Annotated in this window: 15 protein-coding genes; 13 read left to right on the forward strand and 2 right to left on the reverse strand. The window is 64.4% G+C overall.

Going from position 1 to position 17,740, the window contains the following annotated elements:
- The first annotated feature begins 34 nt into the window (after positions 1-34).
- From ACFM35_RS09725 to ACFM35_RS09760, 8 genes are all read left to right on the forward strand, one after another.
- Positions 35-1,543 (forward strand): tyrosine-protein kinase domain-containing protein, encoded by a 1,509-nt coding sequence (locus ACFM35_RS09725; RefSeq protein ID WP_378841432.1) that lies wholly within the window; start codon positions 35-37, stop codon positions 1,541-1,543.
- Between the two features lie 360 nt (positions 1,544-1,903).
- Positions 1,904-2,467: a hypothetical protein gene (locus ACFM35_RS09730; RefSeq protein WP_378841434.1), complete on the forward strand. Its 564-nt coding sequence runs from the start codon at positions 1,904-1,906 to the stop codon at positions 2,465-2,467.
- 299 nt (positions 2,468-2,766) lie between these two features.
- Positions 2,767-4,164 carry a sugar transferase gene (locus tag ACFM35_RS09735; RefSeq protein ID WP_378841436.1) on the forward strand — a complete coding sequence of 466 codons (1,398 nt, stop codon included), beginning with the start codon at positions 2,767-2,769 and terminating at the stop codon, positions 4,162-4,164.
- 1 nt (position 4,165) lies between these two features.
- Entirely contained in the window at positions 4,166-4,957 is a 792-nt protein-coding gene (locus tag ACFM35_RS09740; protein ID WP_378841438.1) for a glycosyltransferase, read from the forward strand.
- A complete protein-coding gene (locus ACFM35_RS09745; RefSeq protein WP_378841440.1) occupies positions 4,957-6,033 on the forward strand; it encodes a glycosyltransferase in 1,077 nt (358 codons plus the stop codon). Before ACFM35_RS09740 ends, ACFM35_RS09745 begins: the two co-directional genes overlap by 1 nt.
- Positions 6,030-7,106: a glycosyltransferase family 2 protein gene (locus ACFM35_RS09750; RefSeq protein WP_378841442.1), complete on the forward strand. Its 1,077-nt coding sequence runs from the start codon at positions 6,030-6,032 to the stop codon at positions 7,104-7,106. The genes ACFM35_RS09745 and ACFM35_RS09750 overlap by 4 nt, the downstream gene beginning before the upstream one ends.
- Before the next feature lie 82 nt (positions 7,107-7,188).
- Complete coding sequence (locus ACFM35_RS09755; RefSeq protein ID WP_378841444.1) at positions 7,189-8,313, forward strand: acyltransferase family protein; 1,125 nt, start codon at positions 7,189-7,191, stop codon at positions 8,311-8,313.
- Between the two features lie 671 nt (positions 8,314-8,984).
- On the forward strand, positions 8,985-9,818 hold the full coding sequence (locus ACFM35_RS09760) for a hypothetical protein (RefSeq protein WP_378841446.1): 834 nt from the start codon (positions 8,985-8,987) through the stop codon (positions 9,816-9,818).
- 139 nt (positions 9,819-9,957) lie between these two features.
- On the opposite strand, the gene ACFM35_RS09765 is transcribed toward ACFM35_RS09760, so the two are convergent.
- Positions 9,958-11,001 carry a polysaccharide pyruvyl transferase family protein gene (locus ACFM35_RS09765; protein ID WP_378841448.1) on the reverse strand — a complete coding sequence of 348 codons (1,044 nt, stop codon included), beginning with the start codon at positions 10,999-11,001 and terminating at the stop codon, positions 9,958-9,960.
- Between the two features lie 264 nt (positions 11,002-11,265).
- Here ACFM35_RS09765 and ACFM35_RS09770 point away from each other — a divergent pair, with 264 nt between their 5' ends.
- From ACFM35_RS09770 to ACFM35_RS09790, 5 genes are all read left to right on the forward strand, one after another.
- Positions 11,266-12,249, forward strand: coding sequence for a glycosyltransferase (locus tag ACFM35_RS09770; RefSeq protein ID WP_378841450.1), 984 nt, complete (start codon positions 11,266-11,268; stop codon positions 12,247-12,249).
- Between the two features lie 73 nt (positions 12,250-12,322).
- A complete protein-coding gene (locus ACFM35_RS09775; RefSeq protein WP_378841452.1) occupies positions 12,323-13,855 on the forward strand; it encodes a lipopolysaccharide biosynthesis protein in 1,533 nt (510 codons plus the stop codon).
- Between the two features lie 97 nt (positions 13,856-13,952).
- Positions 13,953-14,654: a polysaccharide pyruvyl transferase family protein gene (locus tag ACFM35_RS09780; RefSeq protein ID WP_378841453.1), complete on the forward strand. Its 702-nt coding sequence runs from the start codon at positions 13,953-13,955 to the stop codon at positions 14,652-14,654.
- A gap of 112 nt (positions 14,655-14,766) precedes the next feature.
- Complete coding sequence (locus ACFM35_RS09785) at positions 14,767-16,077, forward strand: UDP-glucose dehydrogenase family protein (RefSeq protein ID WP_378841455.1); 1,311 nt, start codon at positions 14,767-14,769, stop codon at positions 16,075-16,077.
- Between the two features lie 4 nt (positions 16,078-16,081).
- Positions 16,082-17,014, forward strand: coding sequence for a nucleotidyltransferase family protein (locus ACFM35_RS09790; protein WP_378841457.1), 933 nt, complete (start codon positions 16,082-16,084; stop codon positions 17,012-17,014).
- 15 nt (positions 17,015-17,029) lie between these two features.
- On the opposite strand, the gene ACFM35_RS09795 is transcribed toward ACFM35_RS09790, so the two are convergent.
- On the reverse strand, positions 17,030-17,713 hold the full coding sequence (locus tag ACFM35_RS09795) for a GTP pyrophosphokinase (RefSeq protein ID WP_378841459.1): 684 nt from the start codon (positions 17,711-17,713) through the stop codon (positions 17,030-17,032).
- Positions 17,714-17,740 lie beyond the last annotated feature (27 nt).

Below are 17,740 nucleotides of genomic sequence, written 5' to 3' on the forward strand. Positions count from 1 at the left end.
CGCACCCCAGGCGCGTGACCATCGGAGAGGCAGCATGGAGCTCAGCGACTACATTCGCATCCTGCGGAAGAACTGGCTGATCATCGTGATCGCCACCCTGCTCGGCGTGGGGGCTGCGGCCGGCTACTCCCTCACCCGCACACCCCAGTACGAGGCATCCAGCACCGTCTTCGTGTCGTCTCAGGCGGGCGGAACCATCGCCGAGCTCCAGCAAGGCTCGAACTTCACGCAATCCCGGGTCACGACGTACACGAACCTGGTCGCCACGCCCATCGTGATGAACCCCGTCATCGCAAAACTCGACCTCGGCATCACCGCGTCAGAGCTGACCCGGAAGGTCACGGCGTCGAGCGCAACGAATACGACTCTCATCACCATCACGGTGACCGACCCGGACCCGGTGGCAGCGGCCGACATCACCAACGCGCTGGCCGCGAGCCTCACATCCGCCGTCGAGTCGATCGAGACGCCGAACGGCACCGACACCAGTCCCGTGCGGCTCACGCGTGTGAAGGACGCGATCCCCCCCTTGGCACCGTCCAGTCCGAACGTTCCCCTCAACCTGGCGCTCGGAGGGCTCGTGGGGCTTGCACTCGGTCTGGGCTTCGCAGTTCTGCGCGCGGTACTCGACACACGCATCCGCAACCCGCGCGACATCGAGATCGTCACCGACCGCCCGCTGATCGGTGCGATCGCCTTCGACCCGAAGGCCAAGTCGCGTCCGTTGATCGTGCACGCCGACCCGATGAGTCCGCGCGCCGAGTCGTTCCGAGCGCTGCGCACGAACCTGCAGTTCCTCGACATGGGCGGGCGCGCGAGCTTCGTGATCACGTCGAGCGTGCCGAGCGAGGGCAAGTCCACGACCACGATCAACCTCGCGATCGCCCTCGCCGACGCCGGCAAGCGCGTCGCCCTCATCGACGCCGACCTCCGCAAGCCCAAGGTCGCCGAGTATCTCGGCATCGAGGGCGGCGCCGGCCTCACCGACGTCCTCATCGGCCGCGCGCGCGTGGGCGACGTCATGCTCCCGTGGGGCGAGCGCAGCCTGTACGTGCTGCCCGCCGGAAAGATCCCGCCCAACCCGAGCGAACTGCTGGGGTCGTCGCAAATGCAGACTCTGCTCGAGGTGCTGGAACGCGACTTCGACGTCGTGCTCTGCGACGCTCCCCCGCTGCTGCCGGTGACGGACGCCGCCATCCTGGCGAAAGCCACGAGTGGCGCCATCGTCGCCGTCTCGGCCGGTCGCACGAACCGCCACCAGCTCAGCGGCGCGATCGACGCGCTGAACACCGTCGGGGCGAAGGTGGCCGGAGTCGTCCTCACGATGGTGCCGACCCGAGGACCCGACGCGTACGCCTACGGATACGGGTACGGCTACGGCGGGTACGGAACGTACGGCTCGGGTCCCGCCGCCGAAGACGATACGGAAGGGGATCCGCCCCCCGTCAGTCACGCGGCCGACGATCTGCGTCCGCGTACGTCCGGCAGCGACGACACGCCGGGCACCCGCCGCAGCAGCACACCGACGGCTCCCGTTCCCTGATCGTTCATGGGCGCCCGACGTTTCGAACGATCGCCGAGCTCCACATTGGTGGCAATCACTGCTGTTGTCATCCTCGCCATTGCTGTTGGCTTTCTGTCGTATACCGCTTACCAGCGTGCGCATCCAGCAGGCGTGGGGGGTGGCTCGGCCGCACCGATTCCGACCTTCTCTTTAGGGGTCGAGACGGCCGCTCCTCCTCCGACACCCGCTGCCGCGGTGTCTCCCCCTCTCGTCCCGCGCGCGTCCGAGCGCTTCCTGGCGGTCGGTAGAGGCGCAATGTGGAGGGCGACCGCTGGCGAGTGTGGTGGGGCCGCGCCCACCATCGATCGTTCGACGGACGGGGGGAGGACATGGCGCAACGTGACGCCCGGCTATCTCGGCCTCGCTCAGATCGGCGGCCTCGACGCCTTCCAGAGCACGGAGGCCGAGGCCGTCGCCGGCCTCGCGGGGTCATGCGGAGTTAATCTGTTGCGCACCTACACTCAAGGCCAGTTCTGGGACTCGTACCCCACCCTGCTCCCCGTAGCCCGCTATATCGATCTCGAAGATGCGAGCACGGTACGCCTCGCAGGAGTCTCCGTGGATTCGCCGTGCGTCGACGCGCGCGGGCTTCGAGCCGCCGGATCCACGGTCGCGCTCGTGTGTGAGGGGACGGCCTTCGCACTTCGCGACGGTCGGTGGAGCGCCTTGCCCGAGACGGATGTCGCGGCCGTGGCCGTCGCCGATCCCTTGGTCTATGTAGCGGCCGCCACAGCAGACTGCGACGGCCTCAACATCACCGTGCACACGGGCGCCGACGTGGGGATGCCGGTGTCTCTCGGTTGCGTCCCAGGGTCTCCTTCGGCGGCCGTGGCAATGGCAGTGGTAGATGGCGCCGCCTTCGTGTGGTCGGGCAACGACGTTGTTCGAGTCGATGTCCCGTGACGGCCGGCGCCCCTCGGCGCGCGGGGCGCCGCACCCGATTGCGACACCTCCGCAACATGTCCGTTACAGGGACCGGCTACGCTCATCGGTGGGGCACGTCTTGGGCAGTAGGAAGGTTGTTCGACTTCATGTCGGAAACACAACTTGATGCGGGTCCGGTTCCGGACGTTTCGTCCGTCGAGAACTCTCGGCATTCCGCGTCGGAGGCCAGCTCTCAACGGGATTCGCGGGCGTCGAGGAGACCAGACCTCCTTTCCGCGGCCCGCCAGGAGCCGATCGACAACTGGCGCCGTCGCTACATGCGTCGCCTGTGGGTCTCAGACCTGCTCGTGTTGATCTGGGTCGTCTACGGTACACAGATCGCCTGGCTCGGCATCGAGCCTGTCGAGATATCCGGTCTTGCCATCAGCACATACTGGTCGTTCTCAGCCGTACTCGTCGTGATCTGGATGATCGCACTCGCGCTGATCGATTCGCGCAGTGATCGGGTGATCGGAACCGGTCCGACGGAGTACGCACGTGTGGCAGACGCGAGTTTCCGAGTGTTCGGCTTCATCGCGATCGGCGCGTTCCTCCTTCGAGTCGACGTCGCTCGCGGTTTCCTTCTCATCAGCTTGCCGTTGGGCATCGCGGTGTTGATCATCGAGCGATGGCTGTGGCGGCAGTGGCTCAATGCCCAGCGGTCCATGGGAAAGTACTCCGCGAAAGTTCTCCTGGTCGGATCTGCCGAATCCGTCGCGCAGATCGCGCGCGAGCTGAGTCGCACACCCAACGCCGGATACCGAGTCGTCGGGGCATGCGTGCCGTCCGGAAAAGTTGCGGACACGATCGAGGGAACCGACATCCCGGTGATGGGAAGTGTCGACGCCGTCGAGCGTGCGATCGTGGCCACTCACGCGGACACGGTGGCGATCACGAGCACCGACGAACTGCCGCCCTACAAGGTCAAAGAGCTCTCGTGGGGCCTCGAGGCGGGTCGTCAGCACTTGGTCCTCGCGCCCAGCATCATGGACATCGCGGGACCGCGCATCCATACGCGTCCCGTTTCAGGCCTGCCCCTCATCCACGTCGAGACACCGCGCTTCTCTCGCGGGCAGCGCGTCGTGAAGCGAGGTTTCGACATCGCAGCTTCGTCAGTTCTCGTGGTCCTCCTCTCTCCGGTGCTGCTGGCGGTCGCTATCGCGGTGAAAGCATCGAGCTCCGGACCACTCTTCTTCAGGCAACAGCGAATCGGCATGAAGGGAGAGCCATTCCACATGCTGAAGTTCCGGTCGATGCGGGTCGGCGCTGAAGCAGAGCTGGCGGAGTTGCTGGCCGCGCAGGGGACGAGTCAGACGCCTCTTTTCAAGGTGCAGAACGACCCGCGCATCACCGGAGTCGGAGGCTTCATCCGGAAATATTCGCTCGACGAATTGCCGCAGTTCTTCAACGTTCTCGGCGGGTCCATGAGTCTGGTGGGTCCGCGTCCGCAAATCGCGGCCGAGGTGGCGTTGTACACGGATGCCGCGCGCCGCCGGCTGCTCACCCGGCCTGGCATCACGGGCCTGTGGCAGGTCAGCGGGCGCTCCAGCCTGGAATGGGCGGATGCCGTGAAGCTCGACCTCTACTACGTCGAGAACTGGTCGTTGATCAGCGACATCATCATCCTTCTCCGCACGATCAAGGCCGTCATCGCGCCGAAAGGAACTGCTCACTGACATGGCACCCACCTGGTCGCTCATCACTGTCACGTACAACAGCGCGGAGGCATTGCGCGAATACTGGGCCGGCTACGAGCCCGCGTCGGACGTCGAGTGGATCGTGGTCGACAATGCGTCAACCGACGATTCTGCCGCAGTTGCCCGTGAGCTCGGCGCCCGTGTGATCGCCCTCCCGGAGAATCTGGGTTTCGGAGGAGCGAACAACGTCGGCTTCCGGTCGTCATCCTCGCAGTACGTCGGCTTCGTCAACCCGGACGTGTCCGTTCGCCCGGGATCACTCCTACCACTCCAGAACGTCATCGACTCGACCGGAGGGCTCGTCGCGCCCCAGCTCGTCAACCCGGACGGGACCCCGCAGCCGAACGGGCGCGGATACCCGTTCTTGGCCGAGAAATTGCGCAATCGGCTCGGTTCTGACGATGCGGCCTCGACCTACCGCCGGTTCGCCTCGGCTGGAGAAGATCTGCCGGTCGTATGGTTCATGGGGGCCGCCGTGCTCGGTACGCGTGCTCATTTCGAGATGCTCGGGCCATGGGATGAGCGGTTCTTCGTGTATTACGAAGACAGCGACCTCGGCCTACGGGCGGCGGCCTCCGGCATCCCTCGCATCGTGTCGGGAAAAATCACCTGGGTGCACGGGTGGGCGCGTGAGACGACCCGATTCGAATGGGCGCCCTGGCGCCGCGAGATCCCCTCCATGGCGAAGTTCTACTCACGCTACCCGCGACTGCTGTCTCCGTGGACGCGTCCGATGATCAAGTCTCTCGACCGAAAATTCGGGACCGTCTGATGCGGGTCATCTTCGACATCCTCGGCTCGACCGAACGCTCCGGCGGTATGCGCCTGCATGCGACAGAGATCGTCAACTCCTGGCTGAACCAGTTTCCCGAGGATGATGTCCTGGTCGTCGGCGGTTCCTGGGCGAAGGCGGAGTTCGAACAGGTCGGTGCCCGCGTCTCCGTACTGAACAATGAGAAGTTCGTGTGGCGCGCGTGGGGCCAGGCTGTCTATACCGCTTGGTTGCGGGCTCGCACCAAGGCCGACGTCTTGATCTCGCTCAGTCCGATCGTGTCACCGCTTGCTCCGTCCAACCGCGCAATCTGCTTCCAGCACGATTGGCGACACATCAAGAACCCGCACGAATTCCCTGTCGCGCAGCGGGCATATCGGCGGATGTGGAAGATCTCGGCTGCACGGGCTGCGGTGAACGTGTGCATTTCGCAGAAGGCCGCCCAGGAGACGCAGTCTTACGTTCCTGGAGCTCGGACGGTGGTCATCGAAAATGGGTGGGACCATGCCCGGAGCTGGCCCGCATTCGACCACGACTCGTCCGACCGATACATCGTGACGTTCGGCCATCACAACAACAAGCGCCCCGAATTGCTCATCGATGCACTGTCTGGACTCACCGACGCCGGTGTGCGCCTCGTTGTTCTGGGCGCGCGGGGTCAATACCGCGATGAGCTGAGTGAGCGGGCCGAGCGCAACGGCGTTGCCGGCCGCGTCGTGCTACCGGGGTTCGTCGAAGACGAGGAATATCAGCGGCTCGTGTCCGGTGCTTCTGTCGTGGCGCTGGTGTCGAGCGATGAGGGATTCGGTCTGCCCGTCGCCGAGGCCCACTATCTGGGCATCCCTGCCGTCGTCACTTCCGACAGTGGCATGGAATCGATATTCGGCGACTTCCCCCATGTCGCCGAGCCCGACCCGAACTCGCTCGCCCACGCGCTGAACCGGGCGCTGGCAGCTCCCCAGGTGGCTGGTCCCCCCGAGCAGTCGTGGGATGACACCGCGCGCCAGCTTCGAAACCTCGTTGGTGCTGACCCCGCCCGTGGTGTCAGGCCATCCTCGAGCGTGATGAGACTGTGAGCCAAACATCTGCCCTCAGCCGTATCACCATCTCTGACGCGGTCGACCGTCGCGTAGAGGATGCCTGGCAGTCGGCATTCGAACCCCAAGCCACAATCGTTGTGGCCGTCCACAATGCTGATGACTACCTCCCGGGGCTCTTCAAGCAGCTGGAGGACACCAGGCACCCCTCGTTCGAACTCGTCCTCGTGGACGACGGCTCTACCGACACGACAGCGCACGTTCTTGCAGAGCTGGCAGACTTGGCATTCCCTGCTCTGCTGATACGCGTGGAACGTAACGTCGGCGTTGCCGAAGCCCGGAACATCGCCTTGTCGTACGCGCGAGGCAAGTACGTGTGGATGGTGGACGGTGACGACAGCTGGACGTCCCGGTCCCTGGCCGTCATGTGCGACGCGGCGGAGCGCACGCAGAGCGAGTTGGTGATCGCACAGGCCACCCGTATCGTCTCGGGAACAGAGCGGTCGAGTCGGATCCCTGCGCCGCCGCGCGCGGGCACCCTTGATTCCTCTGATCTCGTGACCGCTTACTTTCGCGGTGACATACAGGGCCAGTTGTGGAACAAGCTGTTCCTCCGGAACGTGCTAATCAGCGCCGGCACCGTTTTCCCCTCGCTGCCGTCGAAATCGGATGTGTGCGGGCTGATCACTGTGCTTCCCCGCATCACCCGAGCCGTCTCGATCACCGATCAGGTATACACCTACCATTTCCACGCAGGATCGATAGCGACGTCGCGTGCCAAGCCACTAGACCTCATCCGGGTGGCTGAGTTGAGTTACAGGTTGCTCCCGACCCACCAGGTGAAACGGTTCGAACTCGACCTCTTCTGGGTGAAATCCATCGCGATCCCCCTCCTGACGGAGGTGTGGCGCTTCGACGATCGGTCGCCGGCCGCAGCGTACGCGATGCGCACCGTGAACGGTGGTCTGGGTATTCGCGCGTCAGCCCGGCTCGCCCGTCGCGGTGCTCTCAAGCCTGCGGCGTTCGCTCTCGGGGCCAGATACGCGCCCGCGGTTGTTCGCGCAATCTATCGGCGGTCGAGGAAGTCCGAGTGGGAGCACCCTGGCCTGTGAGGTTCCCGGAAACGAATTTCGATCGTCGAACAACTAGCGCGGCGTCGCCGCGACGACCGCTAACCCACGCAAGGAACATCTCATGCCTTCTGCTGGAGTAGTCACTACGAAGATCGGCCACATCCCATCACTGAATGGTCTCAGAGCAGCAGCGATCGCTGTCGTCGTCTGGACCCATGCAGGGCTGCCCGGCCCCGTTCAGGGCGGAATGGGCGTGGCGCTCTTTTTCTTCCTGAGTGGTTACCTCATTACGACGTTGTTGAGAGCCGAATGGGACCGTTTCGACCGGATATCACTGGGCGGGTTCTACCTCCGCCGCGTCCTTCGAATATTCCCACCGATGTACATCGTGATCGCCCTGGTAGTCGCCCTCACCCTCGTTGGCGTCTTGCCGAACGTGATGAGCGCTGGCGGCACTCTGTCAACGGCACTTTTCTTCACGAACTACTGGATCATCTTCAACGGGCACGAAGGCGTTCCGGCGGGTCTTGGCGTGTTCTGGTCGCTTGCCGTAGAGGAACACTTCTACTTGGTGTTCCCATTGCTGTATATCGCGATGCGGAAATGGCTCCCTAACCGGATGCATCAGGTGGCGCTTCTGGCGGGACTATGCGTGCTCATCCTCGGATGGCGCGTTTTCTTGCACGCCCACGGAGCGAGTGACCTCCGCCTGTACTACGCGACCGACACAAGAGTGGATACCCTCCTTTGGGGCGCCATCCTCGCGATCGGATTCAATCCGATGTACGGCGAGATTCGTCTACCGCGGCCGCCATGGGTCGGACCGGCGATCGTGATTTCCTCAGCACTCGTATTCTGGGCTGCGAGCCGCTTCCCGGGGGCCTTCGTCTATGGGTTCACGGTCCAGGGCATTGCTGCCTTCGGCATCTTCATTCCAGTCATCCTCGCTCCACGTTCGTGGATCGGAAGAATACTCAACTGGAGACCGATCGCTTGGGTTGGGCTCATCTCCTACTCCCTTTACCTCACGCATCGCTGGGCACTTGTCCTCGGGGAAGAGTGGATCGGAGGAGCGCTTGGCGCCGTCGTCGGCATCGCACTCGCAGTGTTGCTCTCGTGGGGCATGAGACATTGGGTCGAAAGACCGTGCGAGCGGTTGAGGAAGAAGTTCAGTCGCGCGGGCGAGAAACCTGAGGAACCTCCCCGCGAACACCGGGCCGATCCCAGAGAGGCGCGTACCCGATGAAAGCGTCAAGGCAACCACCTCGCATTTCGACGGGCGAGCCGACAGGTCGCGGACACGCCCTGCATGACGTCGTCGCGGGCGTGCGCCGTGGGGTAGATCGGCGCATTAACCCCTTCGTGCCTCCACTTGCCTGCCTAGCGCTTGCTGGCGTTCTCCTGCTCACTGAGAACATTGCAGACGTATGGGTTCTTGTCGTTGCAGCCGCGGGTGCGCTGCTTGCGCTCATCGGGGCAATACAGTCAGCAAGCCATGGTCTTCGCCCCGTTGCTGCGGCGTTCTACACGTTCTGGTTCGCATGGCTGGGGGTTGGACCGATCGTCCAGATCAGCATCAACAGGGTTGCTTGGGCAGACTCGTCCATTCTCTCGGACTCGGGCCGGGTTTCGTCCGCACTGCTTCTCTCCCTGGTAGCCGTGGCTTCGTTCTGGGTGGGTGACAGGTTTGGGCGCAACCGGGGTATCAGGAACTCCGGCGCTGTAGCGAGCACGCGTGGATGGGTGATCGGATTGTTGGTAGGGATACTGGCGGTCATTGCTCCGCTGGCGATCCGAGTGACTGGCATCTCGAACTATTTCGTGAGTCGGAGCGAGCGGGCCGGAGTACTAGGTGAAGGTGGGAACACGTACTCAGATCTAGGTGGCCCCCTGTATGCGGTTTACACGATCCTCCCTATGACGATCTCGATCAGCATCTTGCTGCTCGCTCTCCATGCCATCCGCATGAGTTGGCGAGGAATTCGCTTCGTCCGCGGGGGATATGTCTTTGCGTCGATGATTGGATTCGTCGGCATCTGCGTCTTCGCGAATCCGCTGTCCCAGTCCAGATTCATTGCGCTGACCGCGTTCGGATCGGTCCTCCTACTCCTACTTCAGCCCAGGAGTACGCGGGCAGGCTTCAGCTTCGTCGCCATCGCGCTCTTCGCCGGGGTGCTCATCTACCCTCTCGCCAACTCCTTCCGTTACGCAGGAACTGAACTTCGGGACATCACGGCATCAACCTTTGCCTCGGCTGACTTCGACGGCTTCCAGCAGGTTGTGACGACCATGTCCTACGTCGAGGAGCACGGCATCACCTGGGGCATCCAGGGGTTGTCAGCTGCGCTCTTCTTCGTACCGCGTTCGGTGTGGCCCGCGAAGGCGGAGCCGGCCGGAGGAACTATTGCAGAGTTTGCCGGATACTCATTCACCAACCTCTCACTCCCCATTCACGCTGAGATGTACCTGCAGTTCGGCCTCATCGGCGTAGTCGCGGGGATGGCGGCGCTCGGCTACATAAGTTCCCGATTAGACACAGCGTGGCTCCACGCCCCCATGTCGAAGCTCGCGGTCTTCGCGCCCTATATGGCGGTCGTCATGTTCGGTATCCTGCGCGGACCATTGGGCGGGCAGGTACCGGTGTACCTGCCCGTTCTCCTTCTGCTCGCGGCGGGCCTGCGTTCCACAGCAACGAGCTCCCCTCCCACGGAGACCTGGCGACCGGACGCTCTTGTCAAGGCCGCCACCTAGGCGACCCGCGAGGTGGGACGCACTCGACCCGAACCATATTGAGCACAACGTGGCAGATATCAGCCGCTGCCCGTTCCGCCGACGCGGCGACTCGCGGACCCTCCAGTTGCACGGACGCGACGGGTGGCGCTTCCCGTCTCTATCTTGCGAGCAATTGCCGGATCTGCTGCTGCAGCTCGTCGAGTTTTGCACGCGAGGACTGGACGGATGCACGTATCTCGTCTCCGCGCCGACTCGCTTCGAGTATTGCGTCGGAGTGAGTCGTCGCGGCAGAGGTGTCGAAGGTGTGCCCGGTGATACCACCGCCAGCCAATGTTCGCGTGAGCTTCTCGGGGTTCCGAGTGAGTCCGATCGGCACAGCCCCCTCGGTCGCCCCGATGATCAGAGCGTGCACGCGATCCGACACGACTGTCAGCGACCGCGCGAATAGGCTCCTGACCCAGATTTCCCGGTCGTGATGATTCACCTCGTCTGGCCAAATCTCGACAGTGGCTCTCGGAACCCTAGCCGCAATCCAGGAGGCCAATTCGTTGTCGCGTCTCACCTGCGCAAATATCACCGGAGTAAGTTGGGTCGACTCAGCGAGGTCGTTTACCAGCTCTACCCACCGCTCATTGGGAACAGAGCGGTCCCCTCGCATCGACACGGCAATGCAGGATCGATCGCCGAACCGCGGAGATGACGGGCCCGTCGCGAACGCCCAATCGGGAGCGACGTAACCGTGAACACCGCGAGCACGGGACGGTTCATCGCGCCATGTCGTCACTGACGAAAGCCGGGCGAGCACTCGCGTGCCCCTATCTCGGGGATGGCTAGCCGCTCGCAGACCGATACCCGAGTGGATGACCGCTCCCCCGCGCAACCGAACGGCCGCAGCGGCGGCGATTACCCGAGGGCCGGCAAAGTTCATCTCGGCGTCCGACCTGATCTCGCCCGGATCAATTGCAAGACTCGTCTTTTCGCGACCAACGCTCTGCAGGAGTGCGTTCCGCCAGGCACGTCGACTGCTGTACTGGACGTCCTCGTCTGGCAACTCCAGGCCACTCACGTAGCTCTCCGAGTTGTCTCCACTGTGGACGTGCAGCGTCGTCCCTGAAGCTCGAAGTGCGTCGAGTAGGCCCCTCCGGAGCACTGAGTCGCCCAGATTGTCATCCTGACCCGCTACGTCCACAAAAACCTGCACAACTAGATTGTATGAGCACCACCAGGCTGTTCTTGCGACCCCCATGGGCGAGAGAGAAGCCTCATAACTCGAGCGGAGTTCGCTGCCTTCACGAGCTGCTTGACCGTCCTCCTCCTAGCTGGGCGCACGGATAGATTGCGCGCGGAGCTCGTGAATGCTCCACGCTAAGGTAGACAACGACACCTGCCAGCGTTGCCGGAGGTCACCATCGCCCGCTCGGGCATCAGGCCAGGTGACGACGACCGCGGGGGTCAAATGCGGACTGTGCGGGTACTAGAGGCGGTTGAGGCGCCGGGAGACACGCTGAAGTTCATCAACCAGATCGTGGACTTCGCGCCCGACAGTGTGAGCTTCTCCTTCTTCTCCTGGAGACGCGTGCTGCTCAGCTCCTACGACGTGATTCATTTCCACTGGCCGGAGCACCTCATCCGTGATGTGCGGCCGATACGCCGGTTCGTCAAGCGCTCGCTGTTTCGGATACTTCTCGCACGTTTGCGCCTTCAACGACTGCCGGTGGTTCGGACGGTCCACAACGTGTCCCCGCACACGCCCGGCGACCAAGAAGAGGAACGACTCCTCGCGGCGCTGGACCGACAGGTGACGGAGCACGTCGTGTTGAACGAGTGCACTCCTCGCGGGAGCGATCAGCGAGCGACACTCATCAGACACGCGCACTACCGAGACCGGTTCGAAGCAGAACCCCGTGAGGAGAGCATCCCCGGCCGGCTGCTGTTCCTCGGCCGCATCGAGCCCTATAAAGGACTTCTCGAGCTCATCGACACCGTGACATATAGACCAGCAGGTGTGAACGAACTTCGGATCGTCGGCAAGCCGGTGCCTGATCTGGTTGCATCCCTGTCGGAAGCGATCGATCGCGGAGCGGAAGCGTTCCCCATATCCGCGAGACTGACGTACGTCACAGACACCGACATGGTCAAGGAGGTCACCGCGGCTGAGGCGCTCGTCCTCCCTTACCGCGAGATGCACAACTCGGGTGTCATGCTGGTGGCGCTCTCGCTCGCCCGCCCGGTCATCGTCCCACGCAGCTGCACAACGACGATGCTTGCCGAAGAAGTCGGCGCGGGTTGGGTCATCGAGTACGACGGCCCCCTGACCGATCAGGTTCTCGCGGATGCCATGGATGACCTTCGATCGCACGACAGAGCGATCGACCCTGTTCTCGACACCCGCGACTGGCTTCACGTCGCGAATGCCTACGCCGCGGTGTTCACCTCTGCGTTGCGATGAACACCGCGGAGCATGAGGTGGCGGTGAGGCATTCGTCCAGCGCGCATGACGTCGCCTCCCTGTCGCCGATGGAATGGGGACGCACGAGTCAGCGCAGACATGTCGAGGTCCGGCGCTGTCGGCTCGCCCGATACGATCGAGCCATGGTCGATGGGAGCGGGTTCTGAGTCTCGCCAACGCCGCCGCCCGAGGGGGAGCCGCCACACTGGCCGGTCAGCTCGCGCGCTTCCTCATCCAGCTGCTGTCCGTCGTCATCCTGACGAGACTGATCGCTCCTAGTGACTTCGGCGTCTACGCGATGGTGATCGCGATCATCGGTGTCGCATCAGTGCTGGGCGATTTCGGCCTGTCAATGGCAGCGATCCAATCGCAGACGATCACCCAACAGCAACGATCGAACCTGTTCTGGACGAATACGGGCGTCGGGCTCGTCCTCTTCCTCAGTTCGTTCTTCGCGGCTCCGCTCATCGCGGCGTTCTACGACAGGCCGGAACTCACAGACATCGCTCGTTGGCTCGCGCTCACCTTCCTTCTGAACTCTCTCATGGCGCAGTTCCGCGCCGAGGTGTCCACGAAGCTCAAGTTCACGTGGCTGGCAGCCGCAGACGTCGCGGCGTCAGCAGTGGCACTGATCGCCGCCGTCTCGGTCGCCGCCGGCGGGCTGGGCTATTGGGCACTTGTCGTGCAGCAGATCGTGATCGCTGCCGTCACGCTGATCATCTTGGTGATCGCTGCGCGGTGGCTGCCGAGCATGCCGCGCCGAGGCGCGGATATGCGAGCGCTGTACACCTACGGCATCAACACCCTGGGCGTGCAGCTGCTGACCTACGTGACATCGAACATCGACAGCATCCTGATCGGTCGGGTGTGGGGAGCCTCGTCACTGGGACTTTACGACCGCGCCTACCAGCTCTTCCGGCTTCCCCTTCTGCAGATCGCAGCGCCGATGACGAAGGTCGCGATGCCGATCCTCTCGAAGCTTCAGGCAGATGCCCGGTACGAAAGCTACGTGCAGCGAGCACAACTCGTGTTGAGCTATTGCTTCGGAGGAACGTTCCTGCTGCTTGCCGCGGTGTCGGTTCCAGCGATCGACATCATGCTCGGACCGGGATGGGATCCTGCGAAACCGATCTTTGCAATACTCGCGATCGGCGGCGTGTTCCAGGGCATCGGCTTCGTCTACTACTGGGTGTTCCTCTCCCGCGCGCTCACAGGTCTGCAACTCCGATGGACCGTGATCGCACGCTCGTTGATGATCGCAGGCGTGTGCGTGGGCGTCGTCTGGGGGCCCATCGGAGTCGCCATCGCGTTGACCGCCGGACAGGCGGTGAGCTGGTTGTTGATGACCGTCTTCCCGATGGCGAAGACGGGACTACAACGCCGTCCCCTCCTGGCGATCGCTGTTCGTCCCATCGTGGTCTTCATGCCTATGACGGTGCTCTCCCTCCTGCTGTCCTACACGCTGATCGCATCGTGGAACGAGTGGCTGCAACTCGCAGTTCTTCTCGTCGCAATTGGGGGCTATCTCGGCCTCTCGTTACTCGTCCCCGCCATCCGACGCGACTACCTCGAGCTCTGGGACGTCGCTCGGAGAATCCGGCGCTGAACGCCTGAGGAGGCCTGCCATTCCCGTTGACATCGTTCATTTCAACCCGACGCGCCGACGCCCCGGACCAGCCGGTCGAATACTCCCGAGGGTTCCGTTGAACAACTTCGGCGACCTCATCGGACCGCTCCTGGTCGCGCGGATCGTCTCGGAACTCGGGCTTACCGAACCCGCTGACGACCGACGTCTTGTCGCCGTGGGTTCGATCATGAAGCTGACGCTGCCTGGCGACACTGTGTGGGGCGCAGGCGTGAATGGGAAGTCGAAAGACACGGGGGGTGCGCCGCACCTGGACGTCCGTTCTGTGCGTGGGCCCCTCACGCGCGACCTGCTGGTCGGGGCCGGCACCGCGGTACCGGAAATCTACGGAGACCCTGCTCTCCTCTGGTCTCGCTTCTGGCCGCGCGAGCATTACACCGGAAGCGCGGGCGGTGCACCCCAGCGTGAGGTGGCCGTGGTGCCCAATTTCCACGATCGCCGAAGAGCCCGCGGGCCCCTGGTCGTCGACCCGCTCCGGCTCCCTCACGCCGTGATCAGCGACATCGCGAGCAGCGCATTCGTCTGCGGATCGTCCTTGCACGGCATCGTCATCGCTGAGTCGTTCGGGATCCCCGCCCGCCTCATCCGCTCGCACGCCGAACCGGCGTTCAAATACGACGACTACTACAGCGGGACGGGGCGCACGTCTTACACCACCGCCGAAACGGTCGAGGAGGCGATCTCCATGGGTGGCGAGAGCCCGCCGGACTTCGATGGCGATTCGCTGCTCGCCTCATTCCCTCGTGACCTGTGGCCCTGACAGTCCTGTAACGCGGGCCGTCGGCAACCCTGCGTCAGATGACCCTCCCGTCTTACGACAGAATGAGAGTGCCCGCGCGGCTCGTCATCCCGCGCCGACCCCGAGGAGCTTCATGCGTCTTTCTGTCATCGGCTGCGGATACCTCGGAGCGGTCCATGCCGCGGCGATGGCGTCCATCGGGCACGAGGTCGTCGGGATCGATGTCGACGAACGGAAGATCGCGTCGTTGTCCCGCGGCGAGGCGCCGTTCTTCGAGCCCGGGCTGACCGAGATCCTCACCGAAGGCATCGCATCGGGACGGCTGTCGTTCACGACCGATATGGCGGCAGCGGCCGGCGCAAAAGTGCATTTCGTCGGAGTGGGCACCCCGCAGCAGAAGGACGGCTACGCGGCCGACCTGACGTACGTCAACGCCGCTATCGACGGGCTGCTCCCCCACTTGAGTCCTGGCGATATCGTCGCGGGCAAATCGACGGTGCCGGTCGGAACTGCGGCCGGACTCGCGCCGCGCGTCCACGCCACCGGCGCGACGCTCGTCTGGAACCCGGAGTTCCTCCGCGAGGGCTGGGCTGTGCAGGACACGATCGACCCCGACCGACTCGTGGCCGGCGTCCCCGACGCCGATTCCGACGGCGAGGCCGCGAACATCCTGCGCGAGGTCTACCATCCGGCTGTCGCGAAGGGCACGCCCTTCATCGTCACGGACTATGCCACGGCCGAACTGGTGAAGGTCGCAGCGAATGCCTTCCTCGCGACCAAGATCTCGTTCATCAACGCGATGGCCGAGATCGCGGAAGTGTCGGGCGCAGACGTGACCCAGCTGGCCGACGCCATCGGGCATGACGCCCGCATCGGCCGACGATTCCTCGGTGCGGGAATCGGCTTCGGCGGGGGCTGCCTCCCGAAGGACATCCGGGCCTTCTCAGCACGCGCCGAGGAGCTCGGGCGTGGAGAGTCTGTCGGCTTCCTCCGCGAAGTGGACGCGATCAACCTGCGACGCCGCGAGCGCGCGGTCGAGATCACCGTCAGCGCACTCGGCGGAGCGGTCTTCGAGAAGAAGATCACGGTCCTGGGTGCAGCCTTCAAGCCCCACAGCGACGACATCCGGGACTCGCCCGCGCTCGATGTGGCCGTCCGGTTGCACGGGCTCGGGGCATCCGTCACCGTCACCGACCCCGCGGCCATCGAGAATGCGCGTCGCGCCCACCCCCAGCTCACCTACGTCGAAGACCGCGACGAGGCGCTCCGCGACGCGGACGCCGTGATCGTGGTCACGGAGTGGGACGAGTGGCGCCGCGACCTGTCGCCCGAGCACGCGTCGACGCTCACCTCTGGGCGGATCCTCGTCGACGGACGCAACTGCATGGATGCCGCCGCCTGGCGCGCCGCCGGGTGGACGTACGTCGGCATGGGTCGCCCCTGACACCATGACCGTGCCCACCGTCGACCTGCGCCTCGCGGAGGCGATCGAGTTGGGCTGCGCCCTGGTGCAGGAGCTGGCCGATGTACGAGGCATCCGGGTTCTCTTCATCAAGGGACCCACGCTGCACCTGCAGGGCCTGCGCGCGGAGCGACCCTCGGCCGACGTGGATGTGCTGGTCGATCCGGCCGGCGTCGACGAGCTCGTCGCGGCACTGACCGACAGGGGTTGGCACCGTCGCCCCTCGACGTTCCTCGATGCGCGCCGCCCCACGCATTCGATCACCCTGGTCCATGATGCGTGGCCGTGCGATCTCGACGTGCACACGCACTACCCGGGCTTCCTCGCAGACCCGAGCGCGGTGTTCGACACCCTCTGGCAGCGACGGGCGCCGGTCGCGTTCGCCCACCGAGCGTGCGCCGTGCCCGATCGGGTCGGCAACGCGCTCATCCTCGGCCTGCATTCCCTGCGCGGCAATCCCAGCCACGCGCGCCCCGCGGACGAGCTCGATCAGCTGGCGGCTGCGTCGTTCACCGACGACGAACGCCTCGAGGCCGCGGCGCTTGCCCGCGCGACCGGCAGCGTGGTGACACTCGCGCCGGTGCTGACGAGGATGGGCGTCACGGCGGTTCCGTCGCCGAGCGAAGCGGTCGCGCCCGGAGTGACCGAATGGCGTGGGCGTCTGGAAGCTGGATTGCAGCCCGCCTACTTCTGGTTGCTCGTCCTTCGCCGGTCGGGACGCAGAGAACGCGCTGTCATCATCGGGCGCGCCATCTGGCCCACGCGCAGCGACCTTCTGCTCTCGCACCCGGAAGGTCGCGACACCGTCGTCGGTCGAACGCGCCTCAGAGCGGCACGCTGGGGCCGAGGGCTGCGAGCACTCCCGTCGTTCGTCGGCGCGGCTGTGCGCAGCCGCAGGTCGCCTCGGACCGACCCCTGACCGTCGCGAGTCGGCTCAGATGTGGTGCGAACGTGGCTCCGCCTGGGGAGCGTGCACTTCTTTGTGCAGACGCTCCATGCGGGCATCCAGCTCGGCGGCGGTCTCTGCTGCGTCCTTGAGGCTGTCCAGGAGCGCGTCCGGAACCTGACGGTCGAACTTGTAGTAGATCTTGTGCTCGAGACTCGCCCAGAAGTCCATCGCGATCGTGCGGAACTGCACCTCCACCGGCACCTCCACCCGGCCCGTCGAGAGGAACACGGGAACCTCCACGATCGCGTGCAGGCTCTTGTAGCCGTTGGATTTCGGTTCTGCGATGTAGTCCTTCACCACGCGCACGGTGAGGTCGTCCTGCTGCGTGAGCAGATCGAACAGCCGATACGCATCGGCCACGAAGCTCACCGTCACACGGATGCCCGCGACGTCGGTGATGTTCTCCCTGATGGACGGGAAGTCCGCATCGATCCCCTTGCGCGCCACCTTCTCGGCGATGCTGTCCGGGGACTTCACCCGGCTGGACACATGCTCGATCGGGTTGTAGTCGTGCATGTGCAGGAACTCGTCCCGGAGGATGTCGATCTTCGTCTCGACTTCACGCAACCCGAACTGGTACTCCAGCAGGAACCGCTGGAACTCGTCTCGCATCGCCCGCATCTGCGCGACGGTGGCGGAGAAGGTCGTATCGCCCAGCGGAATGGTCATGGCGCCAGGCTAAGCGGCGGGCTTCGG

Source organism: Microbacterium songi, from assembly GCF_042747925.1.
GTDB lineage: Bacteria > Actinomycetota > Actinomycetes > Actinomycetales > Microbacteriaceae > Microbacterium.

Excerpts from the sequence above, each read along its gene's own strand:
- ACFM35_RS09795 (WP_378841459.1), bottom strand. The coding sequence starts at position 17,713 with ATGACCATTCCGCTGGGCGATACGACCTTCTCCGCCACCGTCGCGCAG.
- ACFM35_RS09790 (WP_378841457.1), top strand. The coding sequence starts at position 16,082 with ATGACCGTGCCCACCGTCGACCTGCGCCTCGCGGAGGCGATCGAGTTG.
- ACFM35_RS09785 (WP_378841455.1), top strand. The coding sequence starts at position 14,767 with ATGCGTCTTTCTGTCATCGGCTGCGGATACCTCGGAGCGGTCCATGCC.
- ACFM35_RS09775 (WP_378841452.1), top strand. The coding sequence starts at position 12,323 with ATGGGGACGCACGAGTCAGCGCAGACATGTCGAGGTCCGGCGCTGTCG.
- ACFM35_RS09745 (WP_378841440.1), top strand. The coding sequence starts at position 4,957 with ATGCGGGTCATCTTCGACATCCTCGGCTCGACCGAACGCTCCGGCGGT.
- ACFM35_RS09725 (WP_378841432.1), top strand. The coding sequence starts at position 35 with ATGGAGCTCAGCGACTACATTCGCATCCTGCGGAAGAACTGGCTGATC.
- ACFM35_RS09735 (WP_378841436.1), top strand. The coding sequence starts at position 2,767 with ATGCGTCGCCTGTGGGTCTCAGACCTGCTCGTGTTGATCTGGGTCGTC.
- ACFM35_RS09755 (WP_378841444.1), top strand. The coding sequence starts at position 7,189 with ATGCCTTCTGCTGGAGTAGTCACTACGAAGATCGGCCACATCCCATCA.
- ACFM35_RS09740 (WP_378841438.1), top strand. The coding sequence starts at position 4,166 with ATGGCACCCACCTGGTCGCTCATCACTGTCACGTACAACAGCGCGGAG.
- ACFM35_RS09760 (WP_378841446.1), top strand. The coding sequence starts at position 8,985 with ATGACGATCTCGATCAGCATCTTGCTGCTCGCTCTCCATGCCATCCGC.